Below are 22,359 nucleotides of genomic sequence, written 5' to 3'. Positions count from 1 at the left end.
CGTTCAATGGTTGTCGCGCGGCAGACCTTTGGTCTGGGCGATGCGCTGGTATTTCACGGCGGGCTTCAGCACCGCGCCATCGCCAAGCTGATCGACCAACCCGCGTTGAATTTCCTGCCAAGGCGTCTGATGATCGGGATAGGGATAGCCGCCCTTTGCATCCAGTTCCGCGCGGCGACGGGCGATTTCCTGATCCGAAATCATCGCATTCACTGTCCCCGCCCGCAGGTCCATCCGCACGCGATCACCGGTTTGCAGGATCGCCAGATTGCCACCCGCCGCCGCCTCGGGCGAGGCATTCAGGATCGAGGGCGATCCAGAAGTTCCCGACTGCCGCCCATCTCCGATACAGGGCAGCGCATGGATGCCGCGTTTGATCAGATAGGCGGGCGGGCGCATGTTCACGACCTCTGCCGCGCCCGGATAGCCGATGGGGCCGGTGCCGCGCATGAACAGCATCGTATATTCGTCAATCTCCAGCGCGGGATCGTCGATGCGGTGGTGGTAATCCTCGGGGCCGTCAAACACGACCGCCTTGCCCTCGAACGCATCGGGATCGTCAGGGTTGCTAAGATAGCGGTCCTTGAACTCGGCCGAAATGACCGAGGTTTTCATCACCGCATTGTCGAACAGATTGCCCCGCAGCACCAGAAAACCGGCATCCGATTTCAACGGCGTGCCAAAAGGGCGGATCACGTCATCATCAAGGATCGGCGTATCGCGATAGTTTTCGCCGATGGTCTTGCCGTTGACGGTGGGCGCGTCCTCGTGGATCAGGCCCTTCTTCATCAGCTCATTCACGACCGCCGGAACGCCGCCCGCGCGATGATAATCCTCGCCCAGATATTCGCCTGCGGGCTGCAGGTTCACCAGCAGCGGGATATGATGGCCCAGTTTCTGCCAGTCTGTGATGTCCAGATCGACCCCGATATGGCGGGCCAGCGCGTTGATATGGATGGGCGCGTTGGTGGACCCGCCGATGGCCGAATTGACGACGATGGCATTGTGAAACGCCTGTTTCGTCAGAATGTCCGAAGGTTTCAGATCCTCATGCACCATGTCGACGATCCGCTTGCCGGTCCGCCATGCCATTGCGCCGCGGTCCTTGTGCGGGGCGGGAATGGCGGCAGATCCGGGCAATTGCATCCCGATCGCTTCGGTCAGCGAATTCATCGTCGAGGCCGTGCCCATCGTGTTGCAATATCCGACCGAGGGCGCGGATGAGGCCACCAGTTCGATGAATTCTTCATAGCCGATTTCGCCCGCCGCCATCATTTCGCGGGCTTTCCAGATGATCGTGCCCGATCCGGTGCGCTTGCCCTTGAACCAGCCATTCAGCATCGGTCCCACGGAAAAGGCGATGGCGGGAATGTTCACGGTCGCGGCCGCCATCAGCATGGCGGGCGTGGTCTTGTCGCAACCGATGGTCAGCACGACACCGTCCAGGGGATAGCCATATAGCACCTCGACAAGCGACAGATAGGCAAGGTTGCGATCCAGACCCGCCGTCGGGCGTTTCGAGTTTTCGTGGATCGGATGGACCGGAAATTCGAACGCGATGCCGCCCGCTTCGCGGATACCTTCGCGGATACGCTGGGCCAGAATGATGTGGTGGCGGTTGCAGGGGTTCAGGTCGGACCCTGATTGCGCGATGCCGATGATCGGCTTGCCAGACTGCAACTCCTCGCGCGTCAGGCCGTGATTCAGGTGCCGCTCCAGATACAGCGCCGTCATGTCGATATTCTCGGGATTGTCGAACCAGGCGCGGGACCGCAGTTTTTTCACGATAATTCTCCTCCGCGCCGTGTCCTGGCGCGGTTCTCTCGCAGATAGATGACAAAGCTGGATGTGATGATGATCGCCGCGCCGATCAGCGTGACGGGGCGCGGCAGGTCGCCAAAAAACAGATAGCCAAGGATGATCGCCCAAGGCAGCAGCGTATATTGCATTGGCGCGACCGTGGCGGCATCCGCCAGCTTCACGGCGCGGTTGACAAAAATATGGGCCAGCATGGCAATGATGCCCAAAGCGGCCAACAGTTGCAGATCCAGGCCCGTCGGAGCGACCCAGCCAGATGGCGCCAGCACGACCCCGGCGGTCAGCGCGCCCATGATCTGGAAAAAGACCAGCGTGGTATCAGGGGTGCCGCGCAGCGCCCGGCCCGTCATCACCATCAGCGCGAAGGCCAGCGTTCCGACAATTGCAACAAGGATCGCCAGCGGGTTCACCTGCCCCGATGGCACCAGCGCGATCACGACACCGACAAAGCCCAATCCGATGGCAGCCCAACGGACCGGCCCGACCTTTTCCTTCAGCAACAGCGGCGACAGCGCTGCGACATAGATCGGCGCGGCCAGCCAATAGGTCATCACATCGGCCAGCGGCAGGTAAGAGACGGCCACGTAAAAACTGAATACCTCGACCGTGGAAAAGACCACGCGAGCGAATTGCAGTGCCGGGCGTTCGGCCGACAGGATCGGCGTCAGGCCGGATTTCCACAGGAATGGCAGCAGGATGATCAACGCGGCGGCGGATCGCAGCAACAGCACCTGTCCCACCGAATAGGTCGCGACCAGCCATTTGCCCATCGCATCGTTCAGCGAAAACATGAACATCGCCAGCAGCATGAACAATATGCCCAGACGCGCGGGCGACATGCCGTTGCTGACAGAGGCCATGCTCATCAGATTTCACCGTCAGCGGTCTGACGGCGATGAATCGCATCGGGGCGATGGAACAGGTCTGGCAGCAGGTCGATCCCCAGACCGGGCGCGTCGGATACCGTGATTTCGCCCTGCGAAACCGTCGGCAATTCGGTCACAAGTTCCGTATACCAGCCGGTATAGAAGGCGCGGACGGATTCCTGAATCAATGTATTCCGCGCATGCATTGAAAAATGACACGATGCCATGAACACGACCGGCCCGGTGCAATCATGCGGCGCAACGGGGATCTGCGCGGCTTCGGCCAGTGCTGCGATCTTGCGCGCCTCGGACAGGCCACCGCACCATGACAGATCCAGCATCGCCACCCCGGCCACACCCGTTGCCAGATAGTCGCGGAAGGCGTGCGGGTAAGCCAGCGTTTCCGATGCGCAGACCATCGCCCTGCTATGCGGAGCATAGGCGCGCAGCGTTTCCAGACTGTCCATCCGCACCGCATCTTCGTGCCAGAACGTGTCATAGGGCTGCAACGCACGGGCGATCCGCTGCGCAGCGGGCAGACGCCACAGCGAATGGAATTCGACCATGATGTCCATCCTGTCGCCGACCGCCTTGCGGATCTTCTCGAACGGTTCCAGCGCGCGGTTCAACTCGGCTGCGGAAATATCCAGGCCATGCGTGCGTTCGGCCGCGATGTCGAAGGGCCAGATCTTCATGCCCGTGATGCCCTGTTCCAGCAGCGACAGGGCCAGATCATCGGCATTGTTCAGAAACGCGTCCAGATCCTCGTAAGGGCCATCGCTTTTGCGATCCAGACCCCAGTTTGCCACCGCCTGCGCACGGGCGTCGCGAACATATTGATAGCCTGCACAGGTGTTATAGGTGCGCACCTTTTCGCGCGATTTGCCGCCCAATGCCACGGATACCGGAACGCCCAGGGCTTTGCCGAAAATATCCCACAGGGCGATATCGACGGCGGAATTGCCGCGGGTTTCAACCCCGGCTCCGCGCCAGCCCAGATAGCCGATCAGATCGCGATTGATCGCCTCGATCTGCAGGGGATCGCGGCCGATCAGTTTTGGCGCAACGGTTTCGTGGAGATAGGCTTCGACAGCACCGGCCCCCATGAAGGTTTCCCCCAATCCGGTGATGCCGTCATCGGTGCGGATCAGCACCCAGATGATATTGGAAAACTCGCCCAGTCGAAGCGTTTCGACGGCTGTAATTTTCATGGCGATCCCCTGTCACCGGTGGCGGAACGGGCCCGGCGAACCGGTCCCGTAAACAGCATCGCGATTACTGGCCGCGCACTTCGGCCAAGGCGGCCTGCATGCGGTCCACGACCTCGGCACCGATTTCGTCCTTGTGACGCTCGTAGACACCCTGAACGGCGTCACGGATCTGCGTCATCGAGGCTTCGTCGATGTCATTCACCTCCAACCCGGCTTCCTTGATGCGGGCCAGCGATTCTTCGGACAGTTTGCGGCTTGCCGCACGCTGAACATCGCGGCCAACAACGGCGCAATCGCGCAGGATCTGCTGCTCATCCTCGGCATAGGTGTCCCAGATCGGTTTCGAGAACAGCACCATGAACGGCGTATAGGCGTGGCGGGTGTTGGACAGGTATTCCTGCACCTCGTAGAATTTCGAGGTGTCGATCGTCACATAGGGATTTTCCTGCGCATCGATCGTGCCGGTTTCCAGTGCCGAGAACACCTCGCCAAAGGCCATCGGCGTGGCATTGGTGCCAAGCGTCTGGAATGTATCCAGAAAGATGTTGTTCTGCATCACGCGGACGCGCATCCCGTCAAAATCGTCCAGTTTGGTCACGGGACGTTTCGAGTTGGTCAGGTTGCGGAACCCGTTTTCCCAATAGGCCAGATTGACCAGACCCACCTGGGGCATCATGTCCGAAACATATTGGCCAAATTCGCCATCCAGAACCGCGTCAGCCTCTTGTTCATTCGCGAACAGGAAGGGCAGATCAAAGACGCCAAGCGCGGGCAGAACCCCCACGATGGGCGAGGATGAGGTGATGACCATTTCCTGCGTGCCCGACCGCAGCGCCTGCGTGGCTTGCAGATCGTCACCCAGGGCCGAACTCCAGAACGCGTTCAGCGTCCATTTGCCGCCGGTCTTTTCGTCAAAGCAGGCTTTCATCGCGCGGACGCCTTCACCCACCGGGTGATCTTCGGCGACGCCATTCGACACGCGGATGGTGCGTTCGCTGATTTCGGCGCTGGCCGGGGCGATCACCCCTGCGATCACCGCAAGTGCCAGACCAGCAGTCATTGTTTTCTTGATTGTCATTATCGTCCTCCTCCTCGATTGGACTTTAACCTTGGTTCGATTGTCGCCGGGCGTCAGCCGCCCAGCCAATGCAGTGGAACCAGCACGATGCTGGGGAACAGCACCAGCAGCAGCAGCACCGCCAGATGCGCGATCAGGAACGGCGTGACGCCGACGATGACCTTGCCCATCGGCACCCGCGCAACTCCGCTGACGACGTTCAGCACGACCCCGACAGGCGGCGTGATCAGGCCGATGCAGTTGTTCATCACGAAGACGACCCCGAAATAGACCGGGTCGATGCCCGCCTGTTTCACAATCGGCATCAGGACCGGCGTCAGGATCAGGATCGTGGGCGTCAGATCCAGCGCGGTTCCGACGACAAACACCAGCAGCATGATCAGCAGCATCAGCAGGATCGGGCGATCCATGACAGGCTCCAGCAGGCCGGTAATTTCACCGGGGATGTTGGCACTGGTGATCAGCCATGCCGTGACCAGCGCGCCCGACACCAGAAACAGAATGACCGATGTCGTCTTGGCCGCCTGCAACAGCACGCCATACAGGTCTTTCAGCTTCAGTTCGCGATAGACGAACAGACCAACGAACAGGGCATAGGTCGCGGCGATCACGCCCGCCTCGGTCGGGGTGAAAATCCCGAACCGGATTCCGCCCAGAATGATCACCGGCATCATCAGTGCCCAACCCGCACGGCGTGTCGCCTGCCAGCGGACGGACCACGGCTGCTTGGGCAGCACCTCGACCTTGTCGCGGCGTGCAACGATCTGCCATGCGATGACCAGTCCAATGGCCATCAGCAGGCCCGGCACGACCCCGGCCAGAAACAGCTTGGTGATCGACACGTTCGCGGCCACACCAAAGACGATGAACGCGATCGAGGGCGGCAAAACCGGCGCGATGATCCCGCCCGCCGCGATCAGACCGGCCGAACGCGGCACGTCATATCCGGCCTTGGCCATCATCGGCACCAGAATGGCGGCCAACGCGGCGGTATCGGCGGCGGCCGAGCCGGACAGCGATGCCATGATCAGCGCCGCGATGATCGCGACGACGCCAAGCCCGCCCCGCAGATGGCCGACAAAGGCGATGGCAAAGTCGATGATACGCTTCGAAAGACCGCCCGCATTCATCAATTCACCCGCAAGAATGAAGAACGGAATCGCCAGCAGGATGAAGCTGTTGGCGCCGTCGATCATGTTCTGGGCGACAATCTGCGGGTTGAAGATGCCCATATAGGTCATCAGCGCGATGCCGCAGAACATCAGGGCAAAGGCCACCGGCACGCCAATCGCCATCGCGCCCAGCATCGAGGCAAGGAAAACTACAATGGTCATTCGCCGCGCCCCACCAATTCCTCGACCGATTCATATTCGCCCACGAAATGCGCGATTTCGGCGTCTGTCACCCGACCGGTCAGGATCACGATCAACCGATAGAATGCGATGATCCCCATGCCGGCGGCGGTAAAGAATGCGACGCCGTAGACAAGGATCATCGGCATGCCTGCGACGGGCGATTTCATGCTGGCATTGATCGGTGCCTGCAACCAGGTGCCCCAGAACAGCACGCCGACACAGAGCAGGATCAGCAGGTTGGTCAGCGCCATGCAGATCACCCTGCCACGTCTGCCAAACAGACGCACCAGACTTTCGACCCCCATATGGGCGTTTTCCTTCAGCGCCAGAACCGCACCGATGAAGGTCAGCCAGATAAAGAAAAAGCGGCTCATCTCCTCGGACATCATCAGCCCGGAATTGAAGCCATAGCGCAGGATCACGTTCAGCAGCACCATCAGCGCCATTCCGGCCATCAGAAAGACCAGAACGACTTCAACGAATTTGACGAAAGCGTTTACAAGCGTGTTCATGCCCGGCAGCTCCTCGGCCGGGCCAATCGCGTCGTGCTGGGCACGTTATGTCCTCCCCCTACGGCGCGCCTCCGGCTTTCACCCGCGCCATTTCAGTTCTGGCCCATGACTCTGGCCCATGACGGCGACAGATTCGTTCTCGTTTCGGACCAGACTGGACATTAAGTTAAATGATAGCGTATATCATTGTCAATGACATGATCTATCATGACGCATAGCTCCGGGGGGAGGAGTGAGGAAAAATTCGAATATTTACAAGACAGTAACCCTGAAGGACGTTGCCGAGGCAGCAAATGTAAGCGCAATCACAGTATCCCGTGCCTTGCGCACACCGGATGTTGTGTCGCCCAAGGTCCGCGCACGTGTGTCCGAGGCCGTTGAAAGGCTTGGTTATTCGCCGAATCAGGCGGCGCGGGCACTGGCATCGGCCAGCACCTCGATTATCGGCGTGATTATTCCATCTGTCACGAACCAGGTTTTCGCCGATGTCCTGCGCGGCATTTATGAGGCGATCGAGGATACAGGCTTTCAGGTTCAGCTTGGCAATTCGCGCTATACCGCCCGCAAGGAAGAGGAGCTGATCAAGGTCTTTGCGGCGCAGCGCCCGGTAGGGCTGATTGTCGCGGGCATGGATCAGTCGGAAAACAGCCGCGCCATCCTGTCCAGCCTTGGCTGCCCGGTGGTGCAGGTCATGGATGTCGGCCCCAATCCCATCGACATGATGATCGGCTTTGACAATCGCGCGGGCGGGCGCACCGCGACCCAGCATCTGTTGGACAAGGGTTACCACCGCATCGGCTTTATCGGCGCACGCATGGACCCACGGGCGCAACGCCGCTTGCAGGGCTATGCCGACGCCTTGCAGGCCGCCGGGCTTTATGAGGGCAATCTGATCTATACCTCGCCGCAGCCATCATCCGTCACGCGCGGGGCCGAGATGTTTTCGGACTTTCTGGCCATGGCGCCGGATATCGACGCGGTGTTCTGCAACAATGACGACATGGCGCTTGGCGCGCTGTTCGAATGCCAGCGCCGCCATATCCGCGTTCCCGATCAGATCGGCATCATCGGCTATAACGACCTTGGCTATTCGGCGGAAAGCAATCCCAGCCTCTCATCCATTCGCACCAAGCGTTACGAAATGGGGCTGCGCGCGGTGGAGATGATCATTTCCGCCAATCGGGGGGAACACCCAAACCCGACGGTTATCGACGTCGGCTACGAACTGATGGCCCGTCAAAGCACGGACCGAAATTCAACCGGCGGCAGAGGAGGCCACCACTGATGAAAATTCTGATTATCGGAGCTGCGGGGATGGTGGGGCGCAAGCTGACCAGCGCCCTGATTGCGAGCGGCTCATTGGCAGGGAAGGATATTGAGCGCATCGAACTGGTCGACGCGTTCGAACCGGAAGCCGTCACCGCAGATGGGATCGAAATTGCCCGAAAAGTCGTGGATATCGCCGATCCTTCTGTCGCGCCCGATCTGATTTCGCGCCGCCCGGATGTCATCTTCCATCTGGCCGCCATCGTCTCGGGCGAGGCAGAGCTGGATTTCGACAAAGGCTATGCCATCAACCTTGACGGCACCCGCTATCTGTATGACGCCATCCGGGCCGAAGGTCAGAAGGCTGACTATTGCCCGCGATTTGTCTTTACCTCATCCATCGCGGTCTTTGGCGCCCCCTTCCCCGACAAGATCGGCGATGAATTCTTCCAGACGCCGCGCACCAGCTATGGCACGCAGAAAGCGATCGGAGAGTTGTTGCTGTCCGACTATTCGCGGCGCGGTATTCTGGACGGCGTGGGCATTCGCCTGCCAACCATCTGCATCCGTCCGGGCAAGCCGAACAAGGCTGCGTCGGGCTTTTTTTCCAATATCCTGCGCGAACCGCTGATCGGTCAGGAAGCCGTTCTGCCGGTCGATGAAACTGCCCGCCACTGGCATGCCAGCCCACGTGCCGCCGTGGGTTTTCTGCTGCACGCCGCCGAAATGGACACCGCGTCGCTGGGCACACGCCGCAACCTGAACATGCCCGGCCTGTCTGCCACCGTCGGCGAACAGATCGAGGCATTGCGCCGCGTTGCAGGCGACAAGGCTGTCGCCCTGATCCGCAAGGAACCCGATGCGATGATTACCGAAATGGTCGAAGGCTGGGCCAAGGATTTCGACGCCTCTCGCGCGATGTCGTTGGGCTTCAAGGCGGAATCCTCATTTGACGAAATCATCCGCATCCATATCGACGACGAACTGGGCGGAGAGCTTCCCAAATGAGCAAGCGCATCGCAATCGTCACCGGCGGCGGCACCGGTATCGGCAAGGCTATCGCCAAACGTCTGCACGCCGACGGCTTTGCCGTGGCCCTGTTCGGCCGCCGCAGGGACGTTCTGGACGCAGCCGGGGCAGAGATTGATCCATCCGGCGAAGGCATCCAATCCGTCGCCGTCAATATCAGTGACCGCGCGGCGGTCGAGGCGGCCTTTGCCGAGGTGATCGGCAAATGGGGGCGGCTTGACCTGTTGGTGAACAATGCGGGCATGAACAACCAAAGCGTTCCGCTGGAAGATATCACCGCCGAGGACTGGGACCGCGTCATTGGCGTGAACCTGTCGGGCGCGTTCTTCTGCACGCAATTCGCCTTTCGGCAGTTCAAGGCACAAGATCCGCAAGGGGGCCGGATCATCAATAACGGCTCGATCTCGGTCACGATGCCGCGCCCGCAAGCATCCCCCTATGCTGCGACCAAGGCGGGCATCGCCGGGCTGACCCGCGCATCCGCGCTGGACGGTCGCCGTTACAACATCGCGGTCGGGCAAATCGACATTGGCAATGCAGGCACTGACATGACCGAACGCATGGCCTCGGGCGTATTGCAACCCGACGGGTCCATGGCAGTCGAACCGACGATCAACGTCACCCATATCTCGGACGCGGTCAGCTATATGGCGGGGCTGCCGCTGGATGCCAACACGCTGACCATGACCGTCATGGCCACGCAGATGCCCTTTGTGGGCCGGGGGTAAAGGCAATGAGTATCTACGACGAAGGCATCTTTCTGGGCCGCGTGCGACTGTCCGAAGGCGGCCATCCCCGGATCGTCACCCTGCGGGGCGGCAAGGCCATCGACATCACGTCGAAAACCGCACCAACCGTCCGCGACATTTGCGAAATGGACGACCCGACGGGCTATGTCAGGTCGGCCACAGGCACGCCGATCGCCGATCTGGACGCCTTGCTCAGCGGCACAGCGAAGGGCGCAACCTTGCTGTCTCCGATTGATCTGCAAGCCGTCAAAGCCTCTGGCGTGACCTTTGTGGTCAGCCTGCTTGAGCGTGTGATCGAGGAGCAGGCCAAGGGCGACGCGTCGCGGGCCGATGCGCTGCGGCAGGATATCCTTGGCCTGATCGGGGACGATCTGTCCGATCTGGAACCCGGTTCCGACGCGGCGATGGCCGTGAAGGCCAAGCTGATCGAACGCGGCGTCTGGAGCCAGTATCTGGAGGTCGGCATCGGGCCTGACGCCGAGATATTCACCAAATGTCAGCCCATGGCCAGCGTTGGGCATGGCGCGGATATAGGTCTGCATCCGGTGTCGTCATGGAACAACCCCGAACCAGAGGTCGCGATGGTCGTCACCTCGCACGGTCGCATTATCGGTGCGACGCTGGGCAATGACGTGAACCTGCGCGATGTCGAGGGACGCTCGGCCCTGCTGCTGGGCAAGGCCAAGGACAACAACGCCTCGGCCGCGCTTGGCCCGTTCATCCGGCTGTTCGATGATGGCTTCACGCTGGATATGGTCAAGGCAATGGATATTGCGTTAGAGGTGAAGGGGCAGGACGGCTTTGTCCTGAACGGCGCATCCTCCATGAGCCAGATTTCCCGCAGCCCTGAATCGCTGGTCGCAGCCGCCATCGGCGACCACCACCAATATCCCGACGGGTTGGTGCTGTATCTGGGCACGATGTTCGCCCCGGTTCAGGATCGTGGCGGTGAAGGCAAGGGCTTTACCCACAAGCTGGGCGATACCGTGACCATTTCCACCCCCTCCCTGGGGGCGCTGGTCAACACGGTCAGGCTTTCGACCGAATGCCCGGCATGGACCTATGGCACCCGATCATTGATGGCGGACCTGGCAAAGGCGGGGTTGCTGTAAACCCCTTTGACGCAGTCAGCCCGTGGGTAAATCCTCGGGCCGATCAATATCGCGCAATCGTTCGGCGGGCAGCGTCAGGCGCGCGTCCGCCGGCAAATCCTTCAACAGCGCGCCCGCCCCGCGATCCCCGGTCAACGCGGCAAGTCGGGGGAACCAGCTTTTGGGAAAGATCGCAGGTGGCATCGGGGCATTGGCGGCCCAAGCACTGGCAGGCTGATCGGCGGGGAAAACCAGCAGGCGGGCAATGTCCTCGGTCTGGATGAACGGCATGTCTCCCAGCATGACAATTGCGCGCGCCACGCCAAGCCGTTCCATTTCGGCGATTCCAGCCGACAGGCTGGTCGATTGCGGCCGGCCCTGCGGCTGCATCACGATCGCAAAGCCCAACGGTCGCAATATCGCGGCAACATCGCCCGAGGCGACGACCGCGACGCGATGCGGAATCATTGGCAATGACAGCGCCCGCGCCGCATGGCTGACCAAAGGCGCGCCGTTCAGCTCGGCCAGCAATTTGTCCGACGCGCCAAAGCGGCGGGATTGTCCTGCCGCCAGCAGCAGCGCGCCGGTGATCATTGCAGCCGCGCCCGTTCCAGAACCTGCGCCAGAACGGATGCGGCCAGCGTGCGCGGGTCGCGGGCGGAGGGGATCAGGCCGAAAGGCGACGCCAGCCGCCCGATATCCGGCGGCGCGACGCCAAGGGTCGCCAATGCGTCGCACCGCGCATTATGCGCCCGCAAACTGCCTTGTGCGCCGATAAAGAACGCCGGGGATTCCAACGCAGCCTTTAGCAACGGCGGTTCCCAATCATGGTCGTGGAAAAACAGTGCGACCGCCGTGCGTGGGTCAACCTGCACATCGCCCGGCCATTTCGGCCCCATTAGACCGGTCGCGTTTTCAAACCCTTGCAGGGTTTTCGGGTCAGGCGAAAACATGTGAACCGGATAACCAGCAGCCGCGGTCAGCGCGGCAAAGCAACGCGCCTCGGGGCCTTTGCCGAAGACCAGAAAGCGTGGCTGCGGCTGGATGTTCAGCGTCAGCGGACCAAGTTTCAGCACAGCTGCATGCCGCTGGTCCAATCGCTGACGGGTCAGGGTCAGTGCGTCCATATCGGGATTGGTGACGATCTGAATATCCAGCCCACCGCCACATGGCAGCGCCAAATCGCGAAACGGTGACCCGCTGCCATAGCGCAGGTTGCGGTTCTGCCCATCGGCCAGTGCCTGCCCTGCATGCCGGATAACGTCCCGCTCGATACAACCCGACGACAGGCTGCCCCAGCTTTGGCCCTGTTCATCAACCACCATCACAGCGCCGACCGGACGATAGGATGCCCCTTCGACGCCGGTGATCACGGCCAATGCAACGCGTCCGCCCGCCAAGGCACAGGCCAAGGGCACCTCGCTTTCGCAGATGCTGACCACGCGCGAATTTCCGCCCGCGCGTGCAATATCAGGTTCCAGGCGTGCCATGGATCAGCTTGGGCAGGCAGCGCCGGTATCGATCCATGCGCGGGTCAACTGACCAAGCGTTTCCTGCGTGCCGGGGGCCGGCGTGCGCCCTTTGCCCGGATCCCAGGCCCAGCCAACCAGCCCGTCTTCGGCCAGGTGTTCATGAATCGCTTCCAGATCACGACCGCCATTGCGTTCGGGGTCTTTGATCTGGGTGCAGATATCGGCCAAAGGCACATCGACCCAACCCATCTCGACCGGGGCCAGCATCCACGGATCATGGCCGGGAATGCTGCCTTGGTCAGATGTAAACTCGACATTCTGGCCACTGTGACAGGTCGAGCAATTCATGCCGGCAGCGCCGAAATCAGCGTCGCCGCGCACCACGGGCGGCGAATGCGGGCGCATATCATCGCCTTGAGTCGGGCCGCCTGTCACCGGATGACAGTTCAGACAGCGCGGATGTGTCAGCACCTTGCCCATTTCTTCGAATATCGCGGCCGAGCGTTCCGTTTCATCCGCAATATCCGCAAATGCCTCGGGGCCAGACAGGGAATCCTGCGCGAAGACCGGCGACGCGCAAAGCAGCGCGGCGGTAAAGATAGCTGATAGATGCTTCATGAAATGGCCCCGCTGAAGGGTAGCTGATACTGCTTGGTTCCGGTCAGCGCGCGCCAGGCATTCGCCATGGCGGGGGCCAACGGCGGCACGCCCGGTTCGCCAACGCCGGTCGGGTCGGCATCGCTTTGGATGATGGCCACCTCGACCTCTGGCATCTCGGAAATGCGGAGCATCGGATAGTCGTGGAAGTTCGACTGCTCGACCTCACCGCCGGGGGCAAGGGTGATGCGGTCGTGCAGCGCGGTGCCAAGGGCAAAGCCGACGCCGCCTTCCATCTGGGCGCGGATCACGTTGGGGTTGACGGGAATGCCGCAATCGACGGCACACCAAACCTTGGTGATATGAGGGACGCCATCGCGGTTCTCGATCTCTACCACTTCGGCGACATAGGTGCCGAAGCTTTTGACATAGGCGATGCCATAGCCCTTGCCATCGCGGGTCGACCCGGTCCAGCCAGAGATTTCGGCGACCTTTTCGATCACACCGCGTTCGCGCACCGCATCCGCAGGCAGCAGGTCCAGACGCCCCTGCACTGGGTCTTTACCCGCCGCGACCAGAACCTCATCCAGGAAGGTTTCGACGGCATAACCGGTATGGGTATGCCCGACCGAGCGCCACCACAGCACGCTGACCGGGCTTTCCATTTTCGCCCAGCCAATGCGCTTTGCACCCAGATTGTAAGGCAGGCCCGACGAGCCTTCGAACGATGTCGCATCGGGACCGCCTTGCAGCATCGCCTCCATCGGCGTTCCCGTCATGATGGACTGGTTCGCGACGACATTTTCCCAGCCGATGATATTGCCATCGACATCTAGACCGGCGCGCAGCTTGTGCACAGTCATCGGGCGATAATAGCCGCCTTTCAGATCATCTTCACGCGTCCAGACCAGTTTGAAGGCACCGTCACGACCGGACGCCTTGGCGATTTCAGCGGCTTCGGCGGCCAGATGGGCAGACCCTTGCGCGCGACGCCCGAACGATCCACCCGCCAGAATGACATTGATGGTCACGTCTTCCAGCGGCAAGCCCAGAACCTGAGCCACCGTTCCGCGATCAACGGTCGGGAACTGGCAGCCATACCACATGTCGGCCTTGCCTTCCTTGACCTCGATCACCGCATCCAGTGGCTCCAGGGGGGCATGGGCAAGGTAGGGGAATTGGTATTCGGCTTCCAGAATTTGCGCAGCATCTTCCAGCACAGCGATGTCGTCGTTTTCCTCGACGGTCACGCCGCCCGCTGCCACGGCCTTGGAATATTCCTCAAACAGTTCGGCGGTGCCACGGGTTTCGGCGTTTACGTCGTCCCATTCAACGGTCAGCGCATCACGGCCCTTCATTGCGGCATAGGTATTGGTCGCATAGACCGCGATGCCCGATGGGATCTGACGCACCATTTCGACGCCAGAAACCTCTAACGCGGCCTTGTCGTCAAAGCTGGCAACGGTCGCGCCGAATTTCGGCGGATGGGCGACCACGACGGTTAGCATCCCGTCACGAAACACATCCAGCGTGAACACCGCCTTGCCGGTGGTTTTGGCGACCGTGTCCAGTTTTGGCACATCCGTGCCGATCAGCACGAAATCCTTGGCATCCTTGACGGGGGGATCTTCGGGAACCGGCTGCCCGGCTGCGGCCTGGCTTAGCGCACCAAAACCGGACGACTTGCCCGAAGCCTCATGGGCGACCACACCCGCCTTGACGGTGATTTCTTCGGCCGGAACGCCCCATTCCTCGGCCGCTGCTGCAACCAGCATCGCGCGCGCCGCCGCACCAGCCTTGCGCATCTGCATATAGCTGTTGGCAATCGCGGTGGAACCGCCAGTGCCTTGTATCAACAGCGCCGTTCCGAAGGCGCTGTTGTAATATTCCGCCGCATTTGCTGGTGCACCTTCGGCCCGCATCTGCGCCCAATCGGCATCCAGTTCTTCGGCGACCAGTGTCGACAGCCCGGTATAGGGCCCCTGCCCCATCTCAAGATGCTTGATCATCACGGTGACAGTGTCATCCGGCGCAATGCGGATGAACGCATTCGGGGCAAAAGGCTCCGCTGCGGCCGCGGCTGCTTGTGCGCGGGCCTTGCCCAATGGCAGCGTCATGGCCAGCATCAGCCCCGCCCCGCCTGCAAGGAACCCACGGCGAGTCGTCTGCATGGCAGTCATGGCTTAACCCTCCAGCGTTTTGGCGGCGTCGTGGATCGCCTGACGGATGCGCACATAGGTGGCGCAGCGGCAGACATTCCCGGCCATCGCATTGTTGATATCTTCATCCGTCGGGCTTGGGATTTGCTGCAACAGTGCGGTCGCCGACATGACCTGCCCGGACTGACACCACCCGCATTGCGGCACGTCAATCGCTTCCCACGCGGTTTGCACCGCCGTGATTTCCGGGCCTTCCATGCCTTCGATGGTGGTCACTTCGCTACCTTCGACCATCGAGATCGGTGTCACACAGGATCGTCGCGGCATGCCGTCCAGCATCACGGTGCAAGCGCCGCATTGGGCAACGCCGCAGCCGAACTTGGTGCCCGTCAGGCGCAATTCATCGCGCAGAACCCAAAGAAGTGGAGTGTCGGGATCAATGTCGAGATCGACGTCTCGACCGTTCACAGTAAAACTGGTCATACCTGGCCTCGTTAGCTGGGCGTATTCTTATGATGGCGCAGGAACCACTCGCGTCAAGATGGATTTGATAAGCCGGCCTGAACGAGTCCAGTAAGTTATTGATATGAAATACATTTGAAAGGAATAGTCGAACATCCGATACAATTCGGATGTTGACGGGCCAACCTGCTGGCCCGCCCTTCATGGTGCCGCGTCACCGGCAAAATCAGGTGATGACATCGGGCGCGTCACGGCCCGTCTTTTGGCGGATGCCTGCAATCTGATCAGCGGCGGAAATCACCTCGGCCAGTGCCATTTGTGCATCCTTTTCAACCGCTTGAGGGTCAGTTTCCAGCTGTTCCAGATACACCCGCAGCGTCGCCCCTTCGGTTCCGGTGCCCGACAGGCGATACATCACCCGCCCGCCCGAGGTGAAGCCGACCATGATCCCCTGCCCGGTCGACCGCGATCCGTCAACCGGATCGTCATAGGCAAATTCCTCGGCCGACTCGACCGTCAGCGGGCCAAAGCTTTGCCCCGGCAAGGTGGCAAAGGCCGCGCGCATGTCATCCATCACCTGATTGGCGGCTGCGGTATCCACCGCCTCGTAGTCATGCCGCGAATAATAGTTGCGGCCATAACGCGCCCAGTGATCGCGCATCAGTTCCGCAACCGATTTGCCTGTCGCCGCCAGAATGTTCAGCCACAGCAGCACCGCCCAAAGGCCGTCTTTTTCGCGCACGTGGTCGGACCCGGTTCCCGCGCTTTCTTCGCCGCAAATCGTCGCGCGGCCATCATCCAGCAGGTTGCCAAAGAATTTCCAGCCGGTCGGCGTGGCATAGCACTGGATGCCCTTGGCCTTGGCCACCCGGTCCGCCGCGGCCGAGGTCGGCATGGAGCGCGCGATTCCCGCCAAACCCTTGGCGTAACCCGGTGCCAGATGCGCCAGATCGGCCAGCACGGCAAGGCTGTCGGACGGGCTGACATAGCTGCCCTTGCCGACGATCATGTTCCGGTCGCCATCGCCATCTGACGCGGCCCCGAAATCGGGCGCGTCGGCGCCATACATGGCATCCATCAGATCCTTGGCCCAGATCGGATTCGGGTCCGGGTGGCCGCCACCGAAATCAGGGCTGGGCACGCCATTGACGACCGTTCCTTTGGGCGCATCCAGGCGGTTTTCCAGGATTTCGGTTGCATAGGGGCCGGTGACCGCGTGCATCGCATCAAAGCGCATGCGAAAGCCGTTCGCGAACAGTGCGCGGATTGCGGCAAAATCGAACAGGCTTTCCATCAGCGCGGCGTAATCCGTCACCGGGTCCACGATCTCGACCCGCATATCGCCAAGGCTGGTGTCGCCAATGCTGTTCAGATCAACATCGGTTGCATCCAGAATGCGATATTCGTCGATTTCGGTGGTGCGGGCGAAAATGCGATCGGTCACGCCCTCGGTCGCGGGGCCGCCATTGGGCCCGTTGTATTTCAGGCCGAAATCTTCGTCGGGACCGCCGGGGTTATGGCTGGCCGACAGGATCAACCCGCCATCCGTGCCCCGCAGACGGATCAGATGCGATGCGGCGGGCGTCGACAGGATTCCTCCCTGCCCCACGATGCAAGCCGCAGCACCATTCGCCGCCGCCATGCGCAGGATCACCTGAATGGCACGGTCGTTGAAATAGCGCCCGTCGCCGCCGACCACCAAGGTCTTGCCCCGCATGCCGCCAATGCCATCGAAAATCGACTGGACATAATTTTCCAGATAATGCGGCTGCATGAAAACGCGGGTCTTTTTGCGCAACCCGCTGGTGCCGGGCTTTTGCCCGTCAATCGGACTGGTCTTGACGATATGCTGGGTCATGCTGGTTGTCCCTTCGTCTGCTTGATGGTTACTGATTTGGATTTCGGTGTCGACACCTGCCGGACAAGTTCGAACACGGCAACGGAATCGGCCTGCATCTGCGTGCTGATGGCTGCGGGTACCAGAATGTCATCCTCGGCCGTGTCGAAACAGCGGCGCCAAAACTCGCCTGCGGGTGCGGCGGGAAGGGTCACTTCCTGCGCCCCGCCCGCGTTGAAGGTGATATAGGCCGCGCCCAGCCGTGGCTCATAGGGCGGAGAGTTGCGGGCCATCCGCACCTCCATCCCCAGAAATTTCAGCGTCGGATCGGCCCAATCATCTGCCGTCATCGGCTCACCATCGGCGCGACGCCAGAACAGATCGGGCAGCCCGTCAATCAGACGCGTCTGCGAATGCAGGAAACGACGTTGGCGCAGAATCGGGGTGTTTTTCCGATACGCGATGATCTTGCGACAAAATTCCAGAAACTCGGGATCGGCGGTTTTCCAGTTCACCCAGCCAATCGGATTGTCCTGACAATAGGCGTTGTTATTGCCGCCCTGCGAATTGCCCAGCTCATCCCCCGCCAGAATCATCGGCGTCCCCTGACTGAGGATCAGGGTCGCCATCATGTTCCGCCGCCGCCGGGCACGCCGCGCGATCACCTCGGGATCATCGCTTGGCCCCTCGACCCCGCAATTGTCCGAGAAGTTGTGATCGTGGCCATCACGGTTATCTTCGCCGTTCGCCTCGTTATGCTTGGTGTTGTAGCTGACCGTATCCATCAGCGTGAAGCCATCATGCGCCGTCAGGAAATTGACCGAAGATGTCGCCGGACGGCCATCGTGGTCGAACCTGATCGCGGACCCTGCGACACGGCTGGACAGCTTGGGAACCATGCCTTCGTCACCGCGCCAGAAGGCCCGGACGCGGTCGCGGTAACGGTCGTTCCATTCCTTGAACGGCGCGGGATAGGCGCCCAGCTGATACCCCCCCGGCCCGACATCCCACGGCTCGGCGATCAGCTTGACCCGGTTCAGCACCGGATCCTGACGCACGGCCTTCAGAAAGGGCGCATCACGGTTGAACTGCCCACCGGTTCGCGCCAGGGTCGAGGCAAGGTCGAAGCGGAACCCGTCAACCCGCATCACCTGCACCCAATAGCGCAGCGAATCCATGACCAGTCGCAGCGTCGCCGGGTGGTCCATGTTCAGCGAATTGCCGGTGCCGGTGTCATCCGCGTGATAGCGGCGATCTTCGTTCAGGCGGTAATAGCTGGCATTGTCAAAGCCGCGCAGACACAGCGTCGGCCCCATCTGATCGCCCTCGGCGGTGTGGTTATAGACCACATCCAGGATCACCTCGATCCCGGCGGCGTGGAACCGGGCGACCATCTGCTGAAACTCGGCGATGTCGCCACCCGACAGATAGCGCGGATCGGGTGCAAAGAAGCCATAGCTCATATAGCCCCAGTAATTCGTCAGCCCGCGATCGACCAGAAAGCGGTCGTTGACAAAGGCCTGAACCGGCAGCAATTCAACCGCCGTCACCCCCAGCTTGGTCAGGTGATCCAGGATCGGGTCCGAGGACATGCCCAGAAACTTGCCCGGATGGTCGACATCGCGACGCTCGGCCGTCAGCCCTTTGACATGGGCCTCGTAGATGACCGTGTCCGACCATGTATGATCGGGATGCCCGCTGCTTTCCCCCCAGCTGAAGGCCGGATCAACCACGACACTGCGCGGCATGAAGGGCGCACTGTCGCGCTTGTCGAAGCTAAGATCCTTGTCCGCATGGCCAATCTGATAACCATAAAGCGCGTCATTCCATATCGGATGCCCGGTCAGCCGCTTGGCATAAGGGTCGATCAGCAGCTTGTGCGGATTGAAGCGGTGGCCATTCTGCGGCTCATACGGGCCGTGCACGCGGAAACCGTATTGCTGCCCCTGCTGCAACCCCGAGATATAGCCGTGCCAGATATGCCCGTCCCGTTCGGTCAGGTTCAGCAGCACGGTTTCCTCGCCCTGGTCGTTGAACAGGCACAGGATCACGCGCGTCGCGTGCTGAGAGAATACGGCAAAGTTGACGCCTTCGCCGTCGAAGGTGGCGCCCAATGGATAAGGGCGTCCGGCAGTCAGATTAAATCTTTCACTCATCAGTCGTTCATCAGCGATTTATACAAGGCCGCATAAAGGGCGGCGGATTTGTCCCATCCAACCGACTGGCTCATAGCATTGCGCTGCATCGTTGCCCAGTGATCCGCCTGTTCATACAGATCACACAGCTTGTTCGTGCGTTGGACAAGGCTTCCACACTGACAGGATAGAACTGGATTCCCGTCGCCACACCCGCACTGATGCTGGCGGGCGTCGCCGGGATGACCGTATCGGCCAACCCCCCCGTCAGCGCCACCAAAGGCAGCGTGCCATAGCGCAGACCATACATCTGGGTCAGGCCGCAGGGTTCGAACCGCGACGGCACAAGGATCGCATCGCCGCCGGCCATCATTCGGTGCGACAGCGCCTCGTCATAGCCGATGCGGATGCCGACATTCGGACCGGCGGCCTGTTTGAACGCGGCTTCCAGCCACGGATCGCCCGTTCCAAGCAACGCCAGTTGGCCACCCCGCTCCAACAACGTCGGCAGGGCTTGCAGCAGCAGGTCCAGCCCCTTCTGTTCCGTGAGGCGCGAAACGACCACGCATAGCGGGCCATCCGCCGCGGCCAGATCGAATTCTTCGCGCAGCAGGGCCTTGTTCGCGGCTTTGCCCTTGGGCAGCTTGTAAGTCCTGACCTCGGGGTCAGCGGCAGGCGACCAGACGTCTTCGTCGATCCCGTTCAGGATGCCGACGAAATCCGCACGCCGGTCGCGCAAAACCCCTTCCAGCCCCATCCCGAATTGCGGGGTCATCAGCTCTTCGGCGTAGGTTGGCGATACGGTGGTCAACCGGTCGGCAAAGACCAGCCCCGCCTTCAGCGTGCTGATCTGCCCCCAATATTCCAGCGCATCGGAATGGAAATCCGTCGGGCTGATCCGCAGCGCAGCCTGCTTCCACGCCGGGGCCAGCCCCTGAAAGGCGATGTTGTGAATGGTCATCACCGTGCGCACTTGCCCCGCAGCAGGCGAACGGGCGATGTAATAAGGCGCAAGCCCGCCCTGCCAGTCATGCCCGTGCACCAGATCGGGCTGCCAATCCGCAATCGCGCCATTGGCAATTTCGGACGCGGCCCAGCTGAGCGCCGCGAAGCGTTCGGGATTGTCAGCCCAATCCCCGCCCGACTGGTTCAGATATGGTCCACCCGGTCGGTCGAACAGATGCGGCGCATCAAGGATCAGCAGGTCCAGACCTGCCACCTCAACCGCCAGAACATCCGCCGGGCCGCCAAAGCAGTCACCGAAATGCGCCACCGAAACGGCATCCTTCAGCGCGCGCATGACGACCGGATAGCCGGGCAAAAGCGTCCGCATCCGAACGCCCAGCGGTGCAAGCGCGCCCGGAAGGGCACCGGCCACATCGGCCAAGCCGCCCGTCTTGATCAAGGGGGCGCATTCGGATGTGACCGACAGAACCTGCATTACTGCGCTGCCTTCCATTTATCGACCATGTCCTGCGTGATCAATGTGATCCCCTTGGGCGAGACGCGGAAGAATTTGGCATCATCGGCATGATCTTCGCCGACGACCAGACCGGTCGGAATCTCGACCCCGCTGTCAATCACGCAACGGCGCAACCGGGCCGAGCGGTGAACCACCACACGGGGAAGAACCACGGCGTGATCCAGCACCGCATAGGAATTGGTGTGAACATTGGTGAACAGCAGCGAATTGCGCACCTCGGTCCCTGAAATGATGCAGCCACCCGACACCATGGACGAGATTGCGACACCGCGACGATCCGCCTCGTCATGGATGAATTTGGCCGGGGGCACGCTTTCGGAACAGGTCCAGATCGGCCAGTTGCGGTCCCACAGATCCAGCGTCGGGGTGAAGTTGGTCAGATCGATATTCGCCTGCCAGAAGGCATCGACCGTTCCGACATCGCGCCAGTAAACCGGCGCCCCTTCAGCGCGCACACAGGAATCGTCAAAGCGGTGGGCAATGGCCTTGCCGTTTTTGACGATGTCGGGGATCAGGTCGTTGCCGAAATCATGCGACGAGTTCGGATCGGCGGCATCTTTCAGCAGCAGTTCCCGCAGGAATGGCCAGTTAAAGACATAAATTCCCATTGATGCCAACGCCCTATCAGGATCCCCCGGAATACCGGGCGGATCGGCGGGCTTTTCAAGGAAGGACGTGATCCGCCCGTCCGCGTCCGTCCCCATGACGCCAAAGGCCGTCGCCTCCATCCGCGGCACCGTCAGACAGCCGATGGTTACATCGGCCTGTTCCTGAACATGCTGATGGATCATCAACTCGTAATCCATCTTGTAGATGTGGTCGCCCGCCAGAATGACGATGTAATCCACGCCATAGCTGTCAACGATATCAATGTTCTGCGTGACGGCGTCCGCCGTGCCGCGATACCAGTTTTCTTCGCCCATGCGCTGCGATGCGGGCAGGATGTCCAGAAACTCGTTCCGCTCGGCCCGGAAAAAGTTCCAGCCGCGTTGGCAATGTCGGATCAGGCTGTGCGCCTTGTATTGCGTGGCCACAGCCATCTTGCGAATGCCTGAATTCAGCGCGTTCGACAGGGCAAAGTCGATAATCCGTGTCTTGCCCCCGAACGGGACGGCGGGCTTTACCCGCCTGTCGGTCAATTCCATCAGGCGCGATCCACGCCCCCCCGCCAGCACAAACGCCATCGACCGCTGGCCCAGCCTTCTGTCACCCACCATTTGCACTCTCCCCCAAAAGTTG

The 22,359-nt window shown here is 61.2% G+C and carries 18 protein-coding genes and 1 pseudogene; 4 read left to right on the top strand and 15 right to left on the bottom strand.

The genetic code is table 11. The features are described from left to right. Positions 1 to 3: 3 nt before the first annotated feature. From H4P12_RS13105 to H4P12_RS13080, 6 genes are all read right to left on the bottom strand, one after another. Positions 4 to 1,785, bottom strand: a complete 1,782-nt coding sequence (locus H4P12_RS13105; RefSeq protein WP_187794115.1) for a dihydroxy-acid dehydratase — start codon at positions 1,783 to 1,785, stop codon at positions 4 to 6. Then, the gene (locus H4P12_RS13100; protein ID WP_187794114.1) at positions 1,782 to 2,684 is read right to left on the bottom strand and encodes a DMT family transporter; all 903 of its coding nucleotides are present in this window, start codon (positions 2,682 to 2,684) and stop codon (positions 1,782 to 1,784) included. Before H4P12_RS13100 ends, H4P12_RS13105 begins: the two co-directional genes overlap by 4 nt. Continuing rightward, the gene (locus tag H4P12_RS13095; protein ID WP_187794113.1) at positions 2,684 to 3,895 is read right to left on the bottom strand and encodes a mandelate racemase/muconate lactonizing enzyme family protein; all 1,212 of its coding nucleotides are present in this window, start codon (positions 3,893 to 3,895) and stop codon (positions 2,684 to 2,686) included. Before H4P12_RS13095 ends, H4P12_RS13100 begins: the two co-directional genes overlap by 1 nt. Positions 3,896 to 3,959: 64 nt before the next feature. Further along, positions 3,960 to 4,973 carry a TRAP transporter substrate-binding protein gene (locus H4P12_RS13090; RefSeq protein ID WP_223115810.1) on the bottom strand — a complete coding sequence of 338 codons (1,014 nt, stop codon included), beginning with the start codon at positions 4,971 to 4,973 and terminating at the stop codon, positions 3,960 to 3,962. 53 nt (positions 4,974 to 5,026) lie between these two features. Beyond that, complete coding sequence (locus H4P12_RS13085; RefSeq protein ID WP_187794112.1) at positions 5,027 to 6,307, bottom strand: TRAP transporter large permease; 1,281 nt, start codon at positions 6,305 to 6,307, stop codon at positions 5,027 to 5,029. After that, positions 6,304 to 6,840: a TRAP transporter small permease gene (locus H4P12_RS13080; protein WP_187794111.1), complete on the bottom strand. Its 537-nt coding sequence runs from the start codon at positions 6,838 to 6,840 to the stop codon at positions 6,304 to 6,306. The genes H4P12_RS13085 and H4P12_RS13080 overlap by 4 nt, the downstream gene beginning before the upstream one ends. A gap of 232 nt (positions 6,841 to 7,072) precedes the next feature. On the opposite strand from H4P12_RS13080, the gene gntR reads away from it, so the two are divergent. The 4 genes from gntR to H4P12_RS13060 are packed head-to-tail and all read left to right on the top strand — an operon-like array spanning position 7,073 to position 10,996. After that, positions 7,073 to 8,125 carry an HTH-type transcriptional regulator GntR gene (gene gntR, locus H4P12_RS13075; RefSeq protein ID WP_187794109.1) on the top strand — a complete coding sequence of 351 codons (1,053 nt, stop codon included), beginning with the start codon at positions 7,073 to 7,075 and terminating at the stop codon, positions 8,123 to 8,125. Continuing rightward, entirely contained in the window at positions 8,125 to 9,114 is a 990-nt protein-coding gene (gene denD, locus H4P12_RS13070) for a D-erythronate dehydrogenase (protein WP_187794108.1), read from the top strand. The genes gntR and denD overlap by 1 nt, the downstream gene beginning before the upstream one ends. Further along, positions 9,111 to 9,863: an SDR family oxidoreductase gene (locus H4P12_RS13065; RefSeq protein ID WP_187794107.1), complete on the top strand. Its 753-nt coding sequence runs from the start codon at positions 9,111 to 9,113 to the stop codon at positions 9,861 to 9,863. Before denD ends, H4P12_RS13065 begins: the two co-directional genes overlap by 4 nt. Positions 9,864 to 9,868: 5 nt before the next feature. Continuing rightward, the gene (locus H4P12_RS13060; RefSeq protein ID WP_187794106.1) at positions 9,869 to 10,996 is read left to right on the top strand and encodes a fumarylacetoacetate hydrolase family protein; all 1,128 of its coding nucleotides are present in this window, start codon (positions 9,869 to 9,871) and stop codon (positions 10,994 to 10,996) included. Positions 10,997 to 11,011: 15 nt separating this feature from the next. Here the strand turns inward: H4P12_RS13060 and H4P12_RS13055 are convergent, their stop codons facing one another. From H4P12_RS13055 to glgC, 9 genes and pseudogenes are all read right to left on the bottom strand, one after another. Continuing rightward, positions 11,012 to 11,569, bottom strand: coding sequence for a nucleotidyltransferase family protein (locus tag H4P12_RS13055; RefSeq protein WP_187794105.1), 558 nt, complete (start codon positions 11,567 to 11,569; stop codon positions 11,012 to 11,014). Beyond that, complete coding sequence (locus H4P12_RS13050; RefSeq protein WP_187794104.1) at positions 11,566 to 12,465, bottom strand: XdhC family protein; 900 nt, start codon at positions 12,463 to 12,465, stop codon at positions 11,566 to 11,568. The genes H4P12_RS13055 and H4P12_RS13050 overlap by 4 nt, the downstream gene beginning before the upstream one ends. A gap of 3 nt (positions 12,466 to 12,468) precedes the next feature. Continuing rightward, positions 12,469 to 13,065, bottom strand: coding sequence for an Isoquinoline 1-oxidoreductase subunit (locus tag H4P12_RS13045; RefSeq protein WP_187794103.1), 597 nt, complete (start codon positions 13,063 to 13,065; stop codon positions 12,469 to 12,471). Then, positions 13,062 to 15,224 (bottom strand): xanthine dehydrogenase family protein molybdopterin-binding subunit, encoded by a 2,163-nt coding sequence (locus tag H4P12_RS13040; RefSeq protein ID WP_187794102.1) that lies wholly within the window; start codon positions 15,222 to 15,224, stop codon positions 13,062 to 13,064. The genes H4P12_RS13045 and H4P12_RS13040 overlap by 4 nt, the downstream gene beginning before the upstream one ends. Before the next feature lie 3 nt (positions 15,225 to 15,227). Then, entirely contained in the window at positions 15,228 to 15,686 is a 459-nt protein-coding gene (locus tag H4P12_RS13035) for a (2Fe-2S)-binding protein (protein WP_187794101.1), read from the bottom strand. A 205-nt stretch (positions 15,687 to 15,891) separates the two neighbouring features. Continuing rightward, entirely contained in the window at positions 15,892 to 17,523 is a 1,632-nt protein-coding gene (locus tag H4P12_RS13030; protein WP_187794100.1) for an alpha-D-glucose phosphate-specific phosphoglucomutase, read from the bottom strand. After that, positions 17,520 to 19,658, bottom strand: a complete 2,139-nt coding sequence (gene glgX, locus H4P12_RS13025; RefSeq protein WP_187794099.1) for a glycogen debranching protein GlgX — start codon at positions 19,656 to 19,658, stop codon at positions 17,520 to 17,522. Before glgX ends, H4P12_RS13030 begins: the two co-directional genes overlap by 4 nt. Next, positions 19,658 to 21,078: pseudogene (gene glgA, locus H4P12_RS13020) on the bottom strand (glycogen synthase GlgA). Before glgA ends, glgX begins: the two are co-directional and overlap by 1 nt. After that, a complete protein-coding gene (gene glgC, locus H4P12_RS13015) occupies positions 21,078 to 22,337 on the bottom strand; it encodes a glucose-1-phosphate adenylyltransferase (RefSeq protein WP_187794098.1) in 1,260 nt (419 codons plus the stop codon). Before glgC ends, glgA begins: the two are co-directional and overlap by 1 nt. Positions 22,338 to 22,359 lie beyond the last annotated feature (22 nt).

Source organism: Paracoccus amoyensis, assembly GCF_014490725.1.
GTDB classification, from domain to species: domain Bacteria; phylum Pseudomonadota; class Alphaproteobacteria; order Rhodobacterales; family Rhodobacteraceae; genus Paracoccus; species Paracoccus amoyensis.
Note: the sequence above shows the minus strand (reverse complement) of the source record. Positions and strands in the feature narration are given on the sequence as shown.